Origin of the sequence: Cognatishimia activa (assembly GCF_017798205.1) — a bacterium.
In the GTDB taxonomy this organism is placed as follows: Bacteria; Pseudomonadota; Alphaproteobacteria; order Rhodobacterales; family Rhodobacteraceae; genus Cognatishimia; species Cognatishimia activa_A.
The window spans coordinates 571,031-587,103 of record NZ_CP060010.1; the positions used below are offsets into that span (position 1 = coordinate 571,031).

The 16,073-nt window shown below is 57.9% G+C and carries 18 protein-coding genes; 8 read left to right on the plus strand and 10 right to left on the minus strand.

The features are described from left to right. Nucleotides 1-51 precede the first annotated feature (51 nt). Nucleotides 52-447, plus strand: a complete 396-nt coding sequence (locus HZ995_RS02675) for a hypothetical protein (protein ID WP_209357140.1) — start codon at nt 52-54, stop codon at nt 445-447. On the opposite strand, the gene xseA is transcribed toward HZ995_RS02675, so the two are convergent. After that, nucleotides 444-1,937: an exodeoxyribonuclease VII large subunit gene (xseA, locus tag HZ995_RS02680; protein WP_209357141.1), complete on the minus strand. Its 1,494-nt coding sequence runs from the start codon at nt 1,935-1,937 to the stop codon at nt 444-446. The genes HZ995_RS02675 and xseA overlap by 4 nt on opposite strands. An 87-nt stretch (nt 1,938-2,024) precedes the next feature. On the opposite strand from xseA, the gene purD reads away from it, so the two are divergent. Continuing rightward, nucleotides 2,025-3,287, plus strand: coding sequence for a phosphoribosylamine--glycine ligase (gene purD / locus HZ995_RS02685; RefSeq protein WP_209357142.1), 1,263 nt, complete (start codon nt 2,025-2,027; stop codon nt 3,285-3,287). 99 nt (nt 3,288-3,386) lie between these two features. On the opposite strand, the gene HZ995_RS02690 is transcribed toward purD, so the two are convergent. After that, nucleotides 3,387-4,142, minus strand: coding sequence for an FG-GAP repeat domain-containing protein (locus tag HZ995_RS02690; RefSeq protein ID WP_245168731.1), 756 nt, complete (start codon nt 4,140-4,142; stop codon nt 3,387-3,389). Beyond that, the gene (locus HZ995_RS02695) at nt 4,142-4,465 is read right to left on the minus strand and encodes a 2Fe-2S iron-sulfur cluster-binding protein (RefSeq protein WP_209357143.1); all 324 of its coding nucleotides are present in this window, start codon (nt 4,463-4,465) and stop codon (nt 4,142-4,144) included. Before HZ995_RS02695 ends, HZ995_RS02690 begins: the two co-directional genes overlap by 1 nt. Before the next feature lie 122 nt (nt 4,466-4,587). Here HZ995_RS02695 and HZ995_RS02700 point away from each other — a divergent pair, with 122 nt between their 5' ends. Then, nucleotides 4,588-4,992, plus strand: coding sequence for an OB-fold nucleic acid binding domain-containing protein (locus HZ995_RS02700; RefSeq protein ID WP_209357144.1), 405 nt, complete (start codon nt 4,588-4,590; stop codon nt 4,990-4,992). Nucleotides 4,993-5,048: 56 nt separating this feature from the next. Then, nucleotides 5,049-5,591, plus strand: coding sequence for a peptidoglycan-binding domain-containing protein (locus HZ995_RS02705; RefSeq protein WP_209357145.1), 543 nt, complete (start codon nt 5,049-5,051; stop codon nt 5,589-5,591). Nucleotides 5,592-5,636: 45 nt separating this feature from the next. Here HZ995_RS02705 and HZ995_RS02710 read toward each other — a convergent pair whose 3' ends face one another. Next, nucleotides 5,637-7,061, minus strand: a complete 1,425-nt coding sequence (locus HZ995_RS02710; protein WP_209358137.1) for a Do family serine endopeptidase — start codon at nt 7,059-7,061, stop codon at nt 5,637-5,639. A gap of 422 nt (nt 7,062-7,483) precedes the next feature. On the opposite strand from HZ995_RS02710, the gene HZ995_RS02715 reads away from it, so the two are divergent. After that, nucleotides 7,484-7,807 (plus strand): hypothetical protein, encoded by a 324-nt coding sequence (locus HZ995_RS02715; protein ID WP_209357146.1) that lies wholly within the window; start codon nt 7,484-7,486, stop codon nt 7,805-7,807. 66 nt (nt 7,808-7,873) lie between these two features. Here the strand turns inward: HZ995_RS02715 and HZ995_RS02720 are convergent, their stop codons facing one another. From HZ995_RS02720 to rpiA, 5 genes are all read right to left on the minus strand, one after another. After that, a complete protein-coding gene (locus tag HZ995_RS02720; protein WP_209357147.1) occupies nt 7,874-8,068 on the minus strand; it encodes a DUF2065 family protein in 195 nt (64 codons plus the stop codon). Then, a complete protein-coding gene (gene hflC, locus HZ995_RS02725) occupies nt 8,065-8,946 on the minus strand; it encodes a protease modulator HflC (protein ID WP_209357148.1) in 882 nt (293 codons plus the stop codon). Before hflC ends, HZ995_RS02720 begins: the two co-directional genes overlap by 4 nt. Further along, nucleotides 8,946-10,094: an FtsH protease activity modulator HflK gene (gene hflK, locus HZ995_RS02730; protein ID WP_209357149.1), complete on the minus strand. Its 1,149-nt coding sequence runs from the start codon at nt 10,092-10,094 to the stop codon at nt 8,946-8,948. The genes hflC and hflK overlap by 1 nt, the downstream gene beginning before the upstream one ends. Before the next feature lie 80 nt (nt 10,095-10,174). Further along, complete coding sequence (gene gor / locus HZ995_RS02735) at nt 10,175-11,530, minus strand: glutathione-disulfide reductase (protein ID WP_209357150.1); 1,356 nt, start codon at nt 11,528-11,530, stop codon at nt 10,175-10,177. Between the two features lie 9 nt (nt 11,531-11,539). Further along, nucleotides 11,540-12,328, minus strand: a complete 789-nt coding sequence (rpiA, locus tag HZ995_RS02740; RefSeq protein WP_209357151.1) for a ribose-5-phosphate isomerase RpiA — start codon at nt 12,326-12,328, stop codon at nt 11,540-11,542. Nucleotides 12,329-12,518: 190 nt separating this feature from the next. On the opposite strand from rpiA, the gene HZ995_RS02745 reads away from it, so the two are divergent. Then, complete coding sequence (locus tag HZ995_RS02745) at nt 12,519-13,214, plus strand: glutathione S-transferase family protein (RefSeq protein ID WP_209357152.1); 696 nt, start codon at nt 12,519-12,521, stop codon at nt 13,212-13,214. Continuing rightward, nucleotides 13,214-14,587 carry an L-serine ammonia-lyase gene (locus HZ995_RS02750; RefSeq protein ID WP_209357153.1) on the plus strand — a complete coding sequence of 458 codons (1,374 nt, stop codon included), beginning with the start codon at nt 13,214-13,216 and terminating at the stop codon, nt 14,585-14,587. Before HZ995_RS02745 ends, HZ995_RS02750 begins: the two co-directional genes overlap by 1 nt. Here the strand turns inward: HZ995_RS02750 and HZ995_RS02755 are convergent. Continuing rightward, on the minus strand, nt 14,584-15,402 hold the full coding sequence (locus HZ995_RS02755; protein ID WP_245168732.1) for a lytic transglycosylase domain-containing protein: 819 nt from the start codon (nt 15,400-15,402) through the stop codon (nt 14,584-14,586). The genes HZ995_RS02750 and HZ995_RS02755 overlap by 4 nt on opposite strands. Nucleotides 15,403-15,781: 379 nt before the next feature. Here HZ995_RS02755 and HZ995_RS02760 point away from each other — a divergent pair, with 379 nt between their 5' ends. Next, a complete protein-coding gene (locus HZ995_RS02760; protein ID WP_209357154.1) occupies nt 15,782-15,994 on the plus strand; it encodes a hypothetical protein in 213 nt (70 codons plus the stop codon). The last annotated feature ends 79 nt before the right edge of the window (nt 15,995-16,073 follow it).

A 16,073-nucleotide genomic window follows, 5' to 3' on the forward strand; every position in this document is an offset into this window, starting at 1 on the left:
CCCGCTAAAACTTTACTGGAAAACACTGCGGGCTTTTGGCAGGCTCCCGGCATGAGAATTTTTGTCACGATCACGGCGGCTCTTTTCCCGCTTTTAACCCTTGCAGAAACGCCGCTCAGCCCTGATGCATTTGATCGCTATACGCGTGGCAAAACGCTCTATTATTCGAGCGATGGAAACCGCTATGGTGCCGAGGAATATTTCGACCAGAGACGCGTGCGGTGGAGCTTTCTGGACGGGCAATGCAAAGAAGGCACTTGGTACGCAAGTGGCAAGGACATTTGCTTTGTCTATGAAGACAACCCCGAGCCACAATGCTGGCAGTTCTTTTTAGAACCGGGCGGGTTAAGCGCGACGTTTAGCGGCGATAGCGCGGACACTACGCTTTATGAAATCACCGGCGCCGATGAAGAGATGCTTTGCCTTGGACCCGAGGTCGGCGTCTAAAACAGGCTGCCTTGGTCGGGCGCATCAGGTTTTACCGGTTTCGACACCTTGCGCGGGGCTTTCGCCACGCCATCCGGCGTATGCCGTCCATCCGCGAACTGGATCTCAAGCTCTTTAGCCTTGCCAGCAGCCTTGGCCGTCGTGACCACCTTGTCTCCATCCCAAACCACCGCATAGCCGCGCTCAAGAGTGGCCTCATAGCCCAGCGTCTGGCGCAGGCGGTCAAGGCTTTCCAACCGGTCCTTTAGCGTCTTGGTCTGAGAGGTCGCAGCGGTCACAAACCGCTGATTCAAAGCGTCCAATTTGTCTTTTTTTATCTGAATGTCGCGTTGGATAGGGCGAATAGACAGGCGGTCGGCACGTCGACCCAGCGCCTCGCGTTTGGCATCGACTGCGCGCCGCAAATTGGTGGGGCGCAAAGAGGCCGCAACCTCGGTCAATTTCAAACGCCGCGTATCGACCGAACGCCGCAGGGCCTCTGGCAGTTTCTCCGATGCGCGATCCAGCCGCTGACGCGGCGTATCCAACAGAGTGTCCACGCGCGGCATTGCCCGCGCAAGATCCCGCAGGCGTTGTCCGCGTTGCGTGATCGACTGGGTCAGCGCCCGTGTTAGTCTCGCGCCCTGCTCATCCGTCCAGCCCATCAGTTCCAGCCGCACAGGCACCGCGAGTTCCGCCGCCGCCGTCGGCGTTGGCGCGCGCTTGTCAGAGGCAAAGTCGATCAGGGTCGTGTCAGTCTCGTGGCCTACGGCTGAGATCAGCGGAATGCCCGACGCAGCTGCCGCGCGCACGACGATCTCTTCGTTAAAGCCCCAAAGATCTTCGACCGAGCCGCCACCACGGGCGACGATGATCAGATCGGGACGCGGCAAGGCTCCGCCGGGCGTGAGCGCGTTGAACCCCTCGATCCCCCGCGCCACCTCTGGCGCGCATTTGTCGCCCTGCACGGCGACTGGCCAGATCAGGACTTTGCTAGGGAAGCGGTCGCGAAGGCGATGCAGAATGTCTCGGATCACGGCACCGGAGGGTGAAGTCACAACGCCGATTATCGACGGCAAATAGGGGATCGGCTTCTTACGGCTTTGGTCAAAGAGCCCTTCGGCTGACAGCTGCGCCTTACGTTTTTCCAGCATCGCCATCAATGCGCCGACGCCGGCGGGTTTCATGTCCTCGATGACAATCTGGTATTTGGATTGCCCGCCAAAGGTGGTCAGCCGACCCGTTGCAACAACCTCCATCCCCTCTTCGGGGCGCATTGGCAGACGCGACGCCACGCCTTTCCAGATCACGCCAGAGATCACCGATTTGTCGTCTTTTAGATCCAGATAGACATGGCCTGACCGCGGAAAACTGACCCGCCCGATCTCGGCCCGGATCCGCACATGGCTAAACGTGCCCTCAATGAGTTTCTTAATGGCTCCAGAAAGCTCAGTAACGGAAAACTCCGGGGCATTTTCGCCCTCTCTTGGGTCGTCGATCAGATCAGACATCTGGCCTCGCTTGATGTATTGCTGCGCAGAGCTTAGAACGCGCGTCAACAAAGGCCAAGCGCTTGCGCGATCATAAAAGGACACCCCATGAACATTCTTATTCTCGGCAGTGGCGGACGCGAGCACGCATTGGCTTGGGCGGTGAAACAGAACCCGAAATGTGATCGTCTGATTGTGGCACCAGGCAATGCGGGGATCGCGCAGATCGCTGAGTGCGCGAGCTTTGATATCGAGAATGGCGCAGAGGTCGTGGATTTCGCCAGCGAGAACGCCATCGACTTTGTCATCGTCGGGCCTGAGGCGCCTTTGGCGGTTGGCGTTGCGGATCGTCTGCGCGAGGCGGGCTTTTTGACCTTTGGCCCATCAGAGGCGGCGGCGCGGCTGGAAAGCTCCAAGAGTTTCACCAAGGAAATCTGCGTCGCGGCCAATGCGCCGACGGCAGGCTATGGGCATTTCACAGATGCCGAAGCGGCCAAAGCGCATATCCGCGAAAACGGCGCGCCGATTGTGGTGAAGGCCGATGGTCTGGCCGCAGGCAAAGGCGTGATTGTGGCGATGGACGAGCAAACCGCGTTGGACGCGATTGACGACATGTTCGGCGGGGCCTTTGGTGGCGCGGGCGCAGAAGTCGTGATCGAAGAGTTCATGGAGGGCGAAGAGGCCTCTCTATTCGTTCTGGTCGACGGCGAAGAAGTGCTGTCCGTCGGCACAGCCCAAGACCACAAGCGCGTGGGCGAAGGCGATACGGGTCTGAACACAGGCGGTATGGGGGCCTATTCTCCTGCTCCGGTTCTTTCGGCCGAGATCGAAGCTAAGGCGATGGAAGAGATCGTTAAACCCACCATGCGCGTTATGAAAGAGCGCGGGATGCCCTATCAGGGTGTGCTTTATGCGGGGTTGATGATCAAAGACGGGGAGCCTCGTCTGGTGGAATACAACGTGCGTTTTGGCGATCCGGAGTGTCAGGTTCTGATGATGCGCTTGGGGGCGCAGGCTTTGGATTTGATGCAGGCGGTGGCTGAGGGCCGATTGGTTGAGGCACAGGTAAATTGGGCGGATGATCACGCGATGACGGTGGTGATGGCAGCCAACGGGTATCCGGGTTCCTATGAAAAGGGCACCGAGATCAAAGGACTTGGCGATCTGCCGTCCGACAGCATGAACTATGTGTTTCATGCGGGCACCAAGGCGGAGGGCGCGGCGGTCTTGGCGTCTGGTGGACGCGTTCTGAACGTGACCGCGCGCGGGGCATCGTTGCAGGAGGCACGGGATCGCGCCTATGCGATGGTTGAGGGCGTGGATTGGCCCGGCGGCTTTTACCGCAAAGACATCGGCTGGCGCGCGCTTTGAGCCTTTGGCGAGGGGCCAGCCCCTCGTCGTCCATTGGTCGCTCGGACCAATGGCGCAACCAAGGACGACCCCCGGGATATTTTCAGCAAGAGAAAATGGTTACTTGCAGGCGAGAACGTCTGCGAGGGCGTCTTGCGAGAAGCTGTCAGCGGCTTGGCTCTTGATCGCTGCGCCGTCAAAGCGGGACACGATCACTGAGCGCCAGTTGGCATCAGCAGTGACCATCTCTGGACCCTTGCCGCAATCGCGAATGCCGCTGGAAATGTAGTCTTGTCCAATCTTGTGATTTGTCAGACCCGGTTTCTGAGCAACCTCGGTGAGTGCTCCGTTTTCATAGCGCCAGATACGCAGGGTCTTCGCCAGATGCGGGCGGTCGATATAGGCGATCTCGATCTTGCCGTCGCCATCCAGATCCGCAGCCCCAACCGGCGCGAGCCAGCGGTTGCGGGTGCCGATATAGGGGTTCGACGCCAAGAGGCCGTTTTCATCATAAATCGAAAGACGCGCGCCTTGGGTGGCGCTGCTTTCGATCACGATGACTTCAAGGTCTCCGTCCAGATCCACGTCAAAGAGGCGCGGTTCCAGATCTTCGAACACGCGGCTTTCGGGCAGCACGAGACGACGACGTGTATTGTCTTTTAGGCGGATCTCAAGCGTGCCCCATTCGATGGCATCGCCAAGCACGCCGTGGGCATAGCGATCCGTGGGCTCTAGGTAGCGAGCCGAGACCACTTCGGCCTGCGCCGCCGTGACGCTCGCCGCCAAAGCCAGTGGCCACAGGCGCGACACATGCAACGCGCGGCGCGCGAAACCGCGCCACTCTCGCATCGCCAGACGCCGCGCCCGCGCCATCATCAGATTTGCTTCTCAGGCATAAAAACCTTGAGACCGTCCAACGCGTCGCTGACTTTCAACTGGCAGGTCAGGCGCGACAGGCCCGGCTTTGGCTCAAAGGCAAAGTCCAGCATGTCTTCTTCCATATCGTCCATCGGCGACAGTTTGTCGGCCCAGGCCTCGTCCACATAGACGTGACAGGTCGAGCAGGCACAGGCCCCGCCGCAGTCGGCCTCGATGCCTGGAATGTTGTTGTCGCGTGCGCCTTCCATCACGGTCAGGCCATTTGCGACCTCTACAACGTGCTCGGTACCGCCGAATTCGACATAAGTGATTTTTGCCATTTCCGTGTATTCCCTTGCGATTCCCTTTCGTAGTTAGTGCGCCAAGCCCCCTTATGCCAGCCCGTTTTCGTCAGTTTCCTGTCACGCTTGCGACAGCGTGAATTTGTTCTATATTTGTTCTTATGACACATCATCCGCCCCGCCCCTTGTCTGCAGACACAGATTGGCCGCGCCCGCCCTCGGCGATCATGGCGCGCCAACTGGTTCTGCCACCGCAAGGCGCGCGGGTGACAGTGGCCGGTCTGGTGATCCTGAGGCAGCGGCCGGGCACCGCCAATGGGGTGATCTTTCTGACGCTTGAGGATGAGACCGGCGTGGTGAATATCGTCGTCTGGCGCAAGATCTATGAGGCCTTCAGGCGCGCGGTCATCGCAGGGCGACTCTTGCGCATCACTGGGCGTATTCAGCGCGAAAATAACGTGACCCATGTGATTGCCGAGCACATTGAGGACATCTCGCCCATGCTAGATCAGTTGGTGCAGCCGGGACTCACCTGGAAGGCCGATGTCGAGACCCCCGCGCAATAGAGCTTTTGACGCGCCTTAAAACGCGGTAAAAAGGGAAAAACCGCGAAGGCGAGCAGATGAGACCTAAGCCACTCTTGATTGGCGTATTGGCAACAGCCCTTTGGGGCTGCGAAGAGGTCGTGCCTGATTTCGCCTCGGGTCTCGCGGGATTTAACGAACCCGAAGTCGTGCTGGAGCATCAGCCAGGCCCACCCGGCGCGCGGCCCGGCAGTTGCTGGGGGAAATCGATCCGGCCTGCGGTGATTGAAACGGTGCAAGAGCAGATCCTGGTGCAACCTGCCGAGCTGATGGCGGATGGCTCTGTCCTGACGCCTGCGATCTATCGCACAGAAACGCAGCAACGCATCGTCACGCCCCGGCGTGAGACCTGGTTTGAGACCCCCTGCCCTGAGGACCTGACGCCCGAGTTCATCGCCTCGGTTCAACGGGCACTGCAAGTGCGTGGAGCCTATCGGGGGCCAATCAATGGCCAGATGGATGCGCGCACCCGTGCGGGGATCCGGCGGTATCAGTCGGCCAATGGGCTCGACTCGGGGCTTTTGTCCTCAGAGACAGGTCGACAACTTGGTTTGATCTCGACCAACCGAACCGACCAATAAAAAAGGCGCCACTTAGGGCGCCTTTCTTGTGAGTTTGTTTCGGGCTTATTCGTCAAGCGCCAGAGCGACAAACCGTGGCTCGCCACCGCGACGCACCAGCAAGAGGATCGACTTGCGACCTGCTTCTTCAGCCTCGGCCACACGTGCATCCAGATCAGACACAGAGACCACCTTTTGCTGGCTCGCCTCGGTGATCACATCACCGGCGCGCATGCCTTTTTCATAGGCTTTGGACAGCTCATCAACATTGGTGATCACCAGACCTTCAGCGCCTTCGTCCAGACCAAGCTCTGTGCGCAGCTCTTCGGTCATTGGAGTAACGGTCAGGCCAAGCATGTCTTTCTCGGTTGGCTCTTCAGGCGTCACAGGTTGGGCTGCTGGCACAGCGGCTTCGGCCTCTTCGCGACGACCCAGGGTCACCAGAAGCGTCTGCGTCTTGCCACCTCGCAGAACGATCACGCGAACGGCTTTGCCAACAGCCGTGTTGCCAACAGTGCGAACCAGGCCGCGCACGTCCTCAACGTCTGTGCCGTCAAAGGTCAGGATCACGTCACCGGATTCAATACCCGCATCCTTTGCAGGACCGTCCGGCACATCGGTGACCATCGCGCCGGCAGCGGTCTCAAGACCTTCGACTGCGCCGATCATATCTTCGGTCACGTCCTGAATACGAACACCCAGCCAGCCACGGCGGGTCTCGCCGAACTCTTGCAGCTGGTCGACCACATTGGTCACAACGTTGGACGCCATAGAGAAACCGATGCCAATCGAGCCCCCGTTTGGAGACAGGATCGCGGTGTTCACGCCGATCACTTCGCCATCCATGTTGAACAGTGGGCCACCAGAGTTGCCGCGGTTGATCGCAGCGTCGGTCTGAATGAAGTCATCGTAGGAACCCGACAAAGCACGGTTGCGCGCCGAAATGATACCGGCAGAGACAGAGAAGCCCTGACCCAGCGGGTTACCCACGGCCATGACCCAGTCCCCAACACGCGCTACATCGCTGTCGCCAAAGCTGACAAACGGCAACGGCGTGTCGCTTTCGACTTTGAGAACCGCGATGTCGGTATTCGGATCTTTACCGATCACAGTGGCAGGGAGCTCTTCGCCAGAGAAGAACTCGACCAGGATCTCATCCGCGCCTTCGATGACGTGGTTGTTGGTGACGACAAAGCCATCCTCAGAGATCACGAACCCGGCGCCCAAAGCGGCGCTACGGCGGGGGCGGTTTTGATCGCCCTGGCCCTGACGGTCCTGAAATTCACGGAAGAAATCCTCAAACGGGCTGCCTTCGGGCACGATGCCCTGCGGGCCGGATCGGCTGGCGACCACAGTTGAGGTGGAAATATTGACCACAGCCGGGCTGACCTCTTCGACAAGGTCGGCAAGGCTATCGGGGCGGGCTTGGGCCACGAGGGTTTGGGCCAGAATAAACATAAGCGCGAGGGCCGAGAGCCACAAAGCGCGCATCTGGCTGATGTTTTGAACGGGTGCGGAAACAGCGATTGGTTTCACCTAAAAACTCCTTTTGGATTTCTGCTCCTGAGTGCCGTGTCCCCGAAACGCGACAATCTTAGATGTAACATAGGACAAATTAATTGCTGCACAACTTTACCCACCTTCCTTCAACAGCCCGTGAGCGGAATTGTGAAGGTTTGGTGACACAAGTAACTTTTTCTTGATCGTATGTAAAAAGTCTCCAAGACTTGTAGCCATGTAAACTTACGAATACCCGGCCCCAGCCATAAGTAGCGCGGAGCCAGTCCCGTTTCCCCCTCAGTCAACGTGAACCCAGTGCTGTTTCGTTTAAAAACGAGGCCTGGAACGAGCCAAGTCATCACGAAACATCTATGTGTCCGTCTTTGGCCCGCCCCTGCAGAGAGGCTTATACTATGTACGAGTGGTATATTAAGAAACTGAACGAATTCATCCAGGTTACGCGCTATTGCCGCCACCCGGTGATCGAAGCACATCTGGTGCTCACACACTCTGCGACACATGAATACCTTGGCAGTGGAGACCCGCAGTCCAAGAAAGCCCTGGACCACGTCATTCGGCTAAGCGCGGAACAGGCCATGCGGGAAGGATTGGACGCCACGGCGGAACAACTTCTGGCAGCAGCGGATATGTTGGAGACTGAGGGCCAAAAAACAGCAGATATTATCGCGCTGCACTTCCCTGACTTCAGCCGCACAACCGCTCAGAGCGCCCCATAAACAGCCACACATTGTGACATCTGGGGTGGGGGTTTGACGCCCCTAGTTTCTGCGGCGCGCTCAGCGCTAGCCAAATTGACGCGCCATCACGATCACAACGACTCCCAACGCCAGAACCAATATTCCGATCTGTCGCCGCTGCGCTATGGAGAGGCTTTGCAGCGCCTTAAGCAGCTCTTCAATAAGCGAAGGGGCCAGTGCATAAACCAGCCCCTCCAGAATTAAAACCAGCCCGAGGGCCAAGAGGATCGTTTCGATCATTGGGTTCCGAGGTCGGATTTCAGATAGTTAAAGAACTCGGAATCTGGCGAGATCACCATGGTCGAGTTGCCTTCAAGCAAAGACGCGCGATAGGCCGCGAGGCTGCGATAGAACTGGAAGAACTCGGCATCGGCACCATAGGCCTCAGCAAAGATCGCGTTCCGGTTCGCATCCGCTTCACCGCGGATGATTTCCGCATCACGGCGCGCATCCGAGGTCAGCTCGACCACAGTACGATCCGCTTGCGCACGGATCCGCTGCGCGGCTTCTTGACCACGGGCCCGCTCATCGGTCGCTTCCCGTTCACGTTCCGCCCGCATACGTGCGAAAGTCGCGTCAAGGTTTTCACGCGGCAGGTCAGTGCGTTTCAGACGCACGTCGATGACCTCGAGGCCCAGCGCCTCGGCGTCGCGGATCGCGCCATTGCGGATCCGCAGCATCAGAGCAGCCCGGTCAGAGCTGAGGATGTCGTTAGACGATACCGAACCCAGAATTTCCCGTGTTTGGGAGCGCAGGATCGAATCCAGACGACGGCCCGCCACCGCAATGGATTGATCGCCCGCCGCACCGGTCGCCTGACGGAACTGGTTCACGTCAGCAATCCGATACCGCGCGAAGGCGTCCACAACCAGACGACGGTCATCCAGAGGCGTGACTTCGATCGGATCAAGGTCACGGCTGAGGATACGGTCGTCATAGTAAACGACCTCTTGGATCAGAGGCAGTTTGAACGCCAAACCCGGGTCTTCTTTGACGTCGACAACGCGACCAAATTGCAGAACCAGCGCTTTTTGGCGTTCATCCACGATAAAGATCGAGGACAGTGCGGTCAGCAGGGCAACGGCCAGAACGGCCAGCAAAGCTACAGAACGAGTCATCAGTTGTTGCTCCCTTTGCGCAGTTCATTCAGAGGCAGATATGGCACGACCCCTTGGTCGCCACCGGCGGCATCGTCGATGATCACTTTATCGACGCGGCCCAGAACCTCTTCCATGGTTTCGATGTACAGACGTTTGCGTGTCACCTCAGGTGCCTTGCGGTATTCTTCCAGAACGGCAGAGAAACGGCTCGCTTCACCTTCCGCTTGGTTGACCACTTGGGCACGATAGGCTTCGGCTTCTTCGAGAACCTGCGCTGCTTCACCACGTGCGCCCGCGAGGACAGCGTTGGCATAGGCGTCAGCTTCTTTCTGGGTCCGGTCACGTTCCTGCTCAGCGGCCTGAACGTCACGGAAAGCGTCAATCACCTGAGTTGGCGGGTCGGCTTTGTCAAAGTTCACACGGACGATGTTGACGCCGGAGTCATAGCTATCAAGCGTCGACTGGATCAGATCCTGCAAACGCTCCGCAATGGACGCACGATCCCGGTTGAGGATCGGAGCCAGATCGGACTGCGCAATAATCTCACGCATCGCCGATTCAGACACGGCGCGGATGGTCAGCTGCGCGTCACGCAGGTTGAACAGGAATTTCTGCGCATCGTTGATGTTCCAAACCACCTGGAAATCGATGTCGACGATGTTTTCGTCACCAGTCAGCATCAGACCCGCATCAGAGCCACGTTGACCAACACCGATATCTTCGGTCTGTTCGCGGGTCACCGGAATGACCTCGGCGGTCACAACTGGCCATGGCGCAAAGTTCAGACCCGGTTGTCCGGTCGAAGAGTACTCACCCAAGAAGAGCTCAACAGACTGCTCTTCTGGACGAACAGTGTAAAAGCTGTTCCACACCCAGAAGATGCCAATTAGGGCGATAATACCCAAGGTCATAACACCACGACCCGGGGTCGGAAGATCTCCGCCACCGCCAGAGCCGCCGGACTGGCCAGAGCCGCCGCGACCGCCCATCAGAACGCGCAGCTGGTCCTGACCCTTTTTCATCAGGTCATCAATATCGGGGATTTGGGGCTGGTCATCGGGACGACGACCGCCGTTTCCGCGATTGCCGCTCCCATTGTTGCCACCGCGGTTCCCACCGCCGTTGTTGCCGCCGCCCCCCCAGGGGCCGCCAGAATTGCCTGCCATAAAGGTCTATCCCTTTCTCATCATAAAAGGCCTGACACTAAACTGTGCAATGTGTCAGGAAAATCAACCCATGCGCCCCACTATCCGGTGCGCACAGGGGCTTTCATTGTGACTAATTCCTCAGACATGGTCGGGTGAACGGCCACGGTCCGATCAAAGTCTTCTTTTGTTGCACCCATCTTCACGGCGATGCCCGCAAGCTGGATCATCTCGCCCGCGCCGGGGGCCACGATGTGACAGCCCAGAACCTTGCGGGTGGCTTGGCTTACGATCAGCTTCATGAGGACACGCTCGCTGCGACCTGCGAAAGACTGCTGCATCGGTTTGAACGAGGTCGCATAGACCTCAATCGGCTCTTGCTCGCAGGCCTCTTCCTCAGAAAGGCCAATGGTGCCCATTTCCGGCTGCGTGAAGATCGCAGTTGGGATCAGCTCGTGATCAGGCTTCGTCGGATTGCCCTTAAAGACAGTTTCCACAAAGGCCATGCCTTCGCGGATCGCCACAGGGGTGAGGTTCACACGGTCGGTGACGTCTCCGATGGCGTAGACAGACGGCACTTTCGTCTGGCTATAGTCGTCCACCAAGATTTCACCTTTGCGACCCAGCTCGATACCCAGCGCCTCAAGGCCAAGGTCATTCGAATTCGGAGACCGGCCTGTCGCAAACATCACCTGATCAAAGAGCTGTTCATCGCCATTGGTGGCTTTGACCCAGATCTTGTCGCCTTCTTTACGCATCTCAAGCACGTTGGTGCCGAGTTTCACATCGACTCCACGTTGGCACATTTCTTCACAAACCAACCCACGCGCTTCATCATCAAAGCCACGCAGGATTTGCGCACCGCGGTAATATTGCGTGGTCTTGACTCCAAGCCCGTTCATGATGCCGGCGAATTCAGAAGCAATATAGCCGCCGCCCACGATCAGGATCGATTCAGGCAATTTCTCCAGATGAAAGATCTCATTGCTGGAGATGCCGAGTTCCGCACCCGGCAGATCCGGCCAGACCGGACGGCCACCGGTGGCAATCAGAATATGTTTCGCAGTTTTCGTGGTGCCATCGGCCAGTTCAACCGTATGGGCATCCGCGAGTTTCGCGCGCTGATCAAAGCTCTCGACACCGCTGTTTTTCAGCAGGTTGCGATAGATGCCCTCAAGGCGATCCAGTTCCGCATGCAGCTTGCCTTTAAAGGCATCCCAATTGAACGCACCGGGCTGAATATCCCATCCATAGCTCTGCGCGTCCTCGACCATGCCGGAATATTCGCTGGCAAAGACCATCAGTTTCTTAGGCACACAGCCCCGGATCACGCAGGTGCCGCCATAGCGGTCCTCTTCTGCCAAAGCCACTTTCGCGCCCTCAGCCGCCGCCACACGCGCGGCTCTTACGCCACCGGAGCCACCGCCGATGACAAAGAGATCATAGTCAAAACTCATATTAGGTCCTTAGTCCGCAAGATCTGAGAACACGTTTTCGCTCTCGACGAAATCCAGCATATTCTCTTCTATCGTGCCTGCATTTATGTCGCGCACTTCGACTCTTCCATCCCCATAACCGATCACAACTCTGTCACAGATGTCGATGAAAAGGCCATTTTCCACGACGCCCGGCATTTGGTTCAAGACCATCGCGGTTTGTTGAGGATTGCCGATCCGCTTAAGGTGAAGATCCAAGATATGGTTGCCCTCATCCGTCACAAAGGGTGTATCGCCATTCATGCGAAGAGTAGATTTACGCGCCAGTACGTCGAGCGACACCAGCGTTTCTTCAATCAACGCCTGCGTGGTCTGCCAGCCAAAGGGAATAAGCTCGACCGGCAAGGGGAACTGGCCCAGCGTCTCAACTTCTTTGCCGGCGTCCGCGATGACGATCATCTGATCTGAGGCGGTTGCCACGATCTTTTCCTGCAACAGTGCACCGCCGCCGCCTTTGATGAGGTTCAGATCGCCATCAAACTCATCCGCGCCATCAATGGTGATATCCAGCCACTTCGCAGCATCAAGGCTCACGACCTCAATCCCGACCTCGCGCGCGAGCTTCGCTGTGCGGGTCGATGTCGGAACGCCTTTGATCTTAAGTCCCTCGTCACGCACCAGCTCACCCAGACAGCGCACCATCCAAGCTGCCGTCGATCCGGTCCCAAGCCCCACGCGCATCCCGTCTTCGACAAATTCGACAGCTTTCTTCGCAGCAACGAATTTCGCCTTATCAATCGGAGAGAGTTCGGTGGACATTGGCAGCTCCATCAATACCTGTTGCTAAGGTTATAAGTGCAAAAAGACCCGCTTGCGAGGGGCATTTAACGAGGAATTCCGCCTCATTGGGAAGAGCGTGCAACGAGCAGGTGGAAACCCCGTCTTGTTTCCGATAGGAAACGTCGCAAATCACCGTATTTGAGTGACAGAATCTGACTAAATTCAATCTATGACAACAGCCTATCGCCTTCACTATGCGCCGGACAATGCGTCCCTGATTATTCGCCTCGCTCTTTTAGAGCTAGAGGTGCCGTTTGAATGCGCTCTGCTGGATCGCGAAACGCGGGCGCATAAATCAGCGGAGTATCTGGCGTTGAACCCGGCCGGGCGCATTCCGGCTTTGGAAACGCCCGATGGCGTGATGTTTGAAACCGGAGCGATCCTCTTGTGGCTGGCGGACAAACATCAGGCGCTGTTCCCAAAGGCAGATGATCCCGCGCGGGCACATGCGCTGAAGTGGCTCTTTTATGTGTCAAACACACTGCATGCGAATTTGAACCTGCGGTTTTATCCGGATCAATATACCAGCGAGGCCCACGAGGCCCTGCGCGCCGGCGCTGTCGAAAACATCAAACACGCCTTCTCTTTGCTCAATGACGTCGCGGGTGAAGGGCATGCTTGGTTTAATGGCCCCGAGGTCAGCATCCTTGACCTCTATGTCGCGGCAACCCTGCGCTGGTCCCAAATCTACCCGTCCAAAGACTACCGCCAGATCACTGCTGACGCTTGGCCGCACCTTCAGCAGATGGTGCAACGCCTAGAAACCCGCGCCTCTGTCACAGAGCTCATCAAAGCCGAAGGCCTCGGTCAGAAGCCTTTCAGCCACCCCGAAAACTTCTACATGTACCAAAGTGAGACCGCCTGATGTTCCTTTCGGTTTTTGAAATGTTCAAAGTGGGCATTGGCCCGTCGTCGTCCCATACGATGGGCCCGATGGTGGCCGCCGCGAAGTTCCTGGACATCATGCGCGCAAGCCCATTCAAATTCGCAGGCGTCAAGGCCAGCCTGCACGGCTCGCTTGCCTTCACCGGTGTCGGCCATGCGACAGACCGCGCCACGATCCTTGGCCTCGCGGGGTTTCGACCAGACACCTATGATCACGAAAAGGCCGAAACGGCCCTGACGCAGATCCACCAAAGCCACGAGATCTCGCCCGAAGGCCTCGGGACGCTCAAGTTCAATCCAAAAGACGACCTGCATTTTGATTTTGGCCCCGCTCTGCCGGGCCACGCCAATGGCATGATCCTGATGGCGACCGACAACCAAGGCGACGTGATCCTGCAAGAGACGTTCTATTCCATCGGCGGCGGCTTTGTTGTGACCGAGGCCGAACTGACCGCAGGGAAGGCCACGGATGAGGGCGACCCCGTCCCCTATCCCTTCAAATCCGCCGCCGAAATGCTGCAGATGGCCGAGACCTCCGGCAAATCCATCGCCGACATGAAGCGTAGCAACGAAATATCACGCGGCGGGGCGGACAACCTCTCCAAAGGCTGCGCCCGCATCTGGCAGGTCATGAACGACTGCATCGACCGCGGCCTTACCAACGACGGCACCCTCCCCGGAGGCCTCAATGTGCGTCGCCGTGCCAAGTCGATCCATGACGCTCTGATGGCGGAACGCGGTATGAACCTGACAGCGCCCCATACCATCAACGACTGGATGAGCGCCTATGCGATGGCCGTTAACGAAGAGAACGCGGCTGGAGGTCAGGTGGTAACCGCGCCGACCAACGGAGCCGCTGGCGTTTTGCCTTCTGTCATCCGCTACTGGCTCGATCACGTGCCTGGTGCCACCCAAAGCCGGATTGATGAGTTCCTGCTGACCTCCGCCGCCATCGGCGGCCTCGTGAAATTTAATGCCTCAATCTCTGGTGCCGAGGCCGGGTGTCAGGCCGAAGTCGGCTCCGCCTCCGCTATGGCGGCGGCTGGGCTTTGCGCCGTCATGGGCGGCACGCCCGAGCAGGTTGAGAACGCCGCCGAGATCGCATTGGAACATCACCTCGGCATGACCTGCGATCCGGTCAAAGGCCTCGTTCAGGTCCCCTGCATCGAACGCAATGGCTTGGGCGCGGTCAAAGCGGTGTCTGCGGCCTCACTCGCCCTGCGGGGCGACGGCGAACACTTCGTGCCGCTGGACGCTTGCATCGAAACCATGCGCCAGATCGGTGAAGACATGCACGAGAAATACAAAGAGACTTCGCTAGGGGGCCTCGCCGTCAACGTGCCGAACTGCTAGTTCCCCAAGTTCGCAAACACGCAGCCGTCGCTGGCCAACAGCGGCGGCGTGATACAGAGCCCCTTTGCAACGGAAAACGCTGATAGAACGCGCGGCACATAGTTGCGGGTCTCTGCAAACGGCGGGACGCCCTGATTGTTCCGAACCGCGTTCTCGCCACTATTATAGGCGGCCAGCACGAGGATCGGATCCTCACTAAACTCGCCCATCAACCAATCCAGATACCTCACCCCACCGGTGATGTTGTCCTTTGCATCAAAAACATCCGATACATTAAAGCGCGTCGCCGTCGCCGGGATCAACTGCATCAACCCCTGCGCGCCAGCCCCGCTGACCGCATCGATCTTCCCGCCCGATTCCACATAGATCACCGACAAGGCCAAAGCCGGCGAGACATCCGTCCCGATTGTCGCAAGCATAATGTCCAGCCCATAAAGCGTTACAATATCCTGAAGCGATTGAAGGCGCGGCGGCGGCAAGGCCTCCTGCGCTGAAGGCGTCGTCAAAACCTCTAGAGCATCGGACACCCGTCCGGGGCCTGACGACGTCGCGGTCGACGGGTCCACCGCGTCCCAAAACCATTCGTAGAGCGGCTCAGGCGCTCCTTTGGGCGAGACAATATCCACCGGCAAGACCGGCGCAGGCACGACGGGAGCGGAATCAATCTGAACATTGATGCGCTTTTTCGCCCCCGGCGCAGGCGGTTTAACGCGTTTGGCCGAAAAATCCGGAAAAGCGGGTGCAGATTGCGCCCAAGTCCCGCCGGCAGCCCCAAGTGACACCACAAGAGTCGCAATCATCAGCAAACGAGTCATGTTTTTTTCACCCAAATGAACCTGCTCAAGCCGACTATGACACGGCCAGCGGATTTATTTGCGAAAATTTGCGCCCTCAGAGCGGGATTTGGCCCCCAGGAGCCCATCCTTAAGGTTGAAAAACACAGCTAAATCCAAGCCCTTTCAAAACAGATACGAATTTTTCTGATTTTTATTTTGTTATTTTTCAGTGTTTTAAAGATTTTTTTAGGAAAATATCTGAGCCGCAAAAAATCGTGCCATTCGTGCCCCAATCGTGCCGCATTCTCACAGCTATATATGCTCATACCAAGTCGGGAACAGGCCAAAGAGAGAGACGGCCAGCAACGGACCCGGGGCGGTGAAACACAAACTTAGAGATCCTATGGAGGGACACATCATGATCAAGTTCATCAAAAACTTCCGCAAAGACGAAAACGGCGCAGTAACTGTAGACTGGGTTGTTCTGACCGCAGCAGTTGTAGGTCTGGCAGTCGCAGCGTACTCCACCATCGAGACACAAACCAACCAGCTGGCAGCAGACATCGGCGCAACCGTAGGCGCAGAAAACGTAGCGGTTTCCTCTACACCAACTGGTACTGTAGGCGGCTAATTTAGCCCAACGGTTTTACCAAGTGCGGCCGTGCCCTTCCCGGCGCGGCCGCTTTACTTTCCGGGCAAAAGCCCCACTA

What these genes read in the sequence shown, in the direction of transcription:
- HZ995_RS02675 (WP_209357140.1), top strand. Translation starts at nt 52, where the DNA reads ATGAGAATTTTTGTCACGATCACGGCGGCTCTTTTCCCGCTTTTAACC.
- xseA (WP_209357141.1), bottom strand. Translation starts at nt 1,937, where the DNA reads ATGTCTGATCTGATCGACGACCCAAGAGAGGGCGAAAATGCCCCGGAG.
- purD (WP_209357142.1), top strand. Translation starts at nt 2,025, where the DNA reads ATGAACATTCTTATTCTCGGCAGTGGCGGACGCGAGCACGCATTGGCT.
- HZ995_RS02690 (WP_245168731.1), bottom strand. Translation starts at nt 4,142, where the DNA reads ATGATGGCGCGGGCGCGGCGTCTGGCGATGCGAGAGTGGCGCGGTTTC.
- HZ995_RS02695 (WP_209357143.1), bottom strand. Translation starts at nt 4,465, where the DNA reads ATGGCAAAAATCACTTATGTCGAATTCGGCGGTACCGAGCACGTTGTA.
- HZ995_RS02700 (WP_209357144.1), top strand. Translation starts at nt 4,588, where the DNA reads ATGACACATCATCCGCCCCGCCCCTTGTCTGCAGACACAGATTGGCCG.
- HZ995_RS02705 (WP_209357145.1), top strand. Translation starts at nt 5,049, where the DNA reads ATGAGACCTAAGCCACTCTTGATTGGCGTATTGGCAACAGCCCTTTGG.
- HZ995_RS02710 (WP_209358137.1), bottom strand. Translation starts at nt 7,061, where the DNA reads ATGCGCGCTTTGTGGCTCTCGGCCCTCGCGCTTATGTTTATTCTGGCC.
- HZ995_RS02715 (WP_209357146.1), top strand. Translation starts at nt 7,484, where the DNA reads ATGTACGAGTGGTATATTAAGAAACTGAACGAATTCATCCAGGTTACG.
- HZ995_RS02720 (WP_209357147.1), bottom strand. Translation starts at nt 8,068, where the DNA reads ATGATCGAAACGATCCTCTTGGCCCTCGGGCTGGTTTTAATTCTGGAG.
- hflC (WP_209357148.1), bottom strand. Translation starts at nt 8,946, where the DNA reads ATGACTCGTTCTGTAGCTTTGCTGGCCGTTCTGGCCGTTGCCCTGCTG.
- hflK (WP_209357149.1), bottom strand. Translation starts at nt 10,094, where the DNA reads ATGGCAGGCAATTCTGGCGGCCCCTGGGGGGGCGGCGGCAACAACGGC.
- gor (WP_209357150.1), bottom strand. Translation starts at nt 11,530, where the DNA reads ATGAGTTTTGACTATGATCTCTTTGTCATCGGCGGTGGCTCCGGTGGC.
- rpiA (WP_209357151.1), bottom strand. Translation starts at nt 12,328, where the DNA reads ATGTCCACCGAACTCTCTCCGATTGATAAGGCGAAATTCGTTGCTGCG.
- HZ995_RS02745 (WP_209357152.1), top strand. Translation starts at nt 12,519, where the DNA reads ATGACAACAGCCTATCGCCTTCACTATGCGCCGGACAATGCGTCCCTG.
- HZ995_RS02750 (WP_209357153.1), top strand. Translation starts at nt 13,214, where the DNA reads ATGTTCCTTTCGGTTTTTGAAATGTTCAAAGTGGGCATTGGCCCGTCG.
- HZ995_RS02755 (WP_245168732.1), bottom strand. Translation starts at nt 15,402, where the DNA reads ATGACTCGTTTGCTGATGATTGCGACTCTTGTGGTGTCACTTGGGGCT.
- HZ995_RS02760 (WP_209357154.1), top strand. Translation starts at nt 15,782, where the DNA reads ATGATCAAGTTCATCAAAAACTTCCGCAAAGACGAAAACGGCGCAGTA.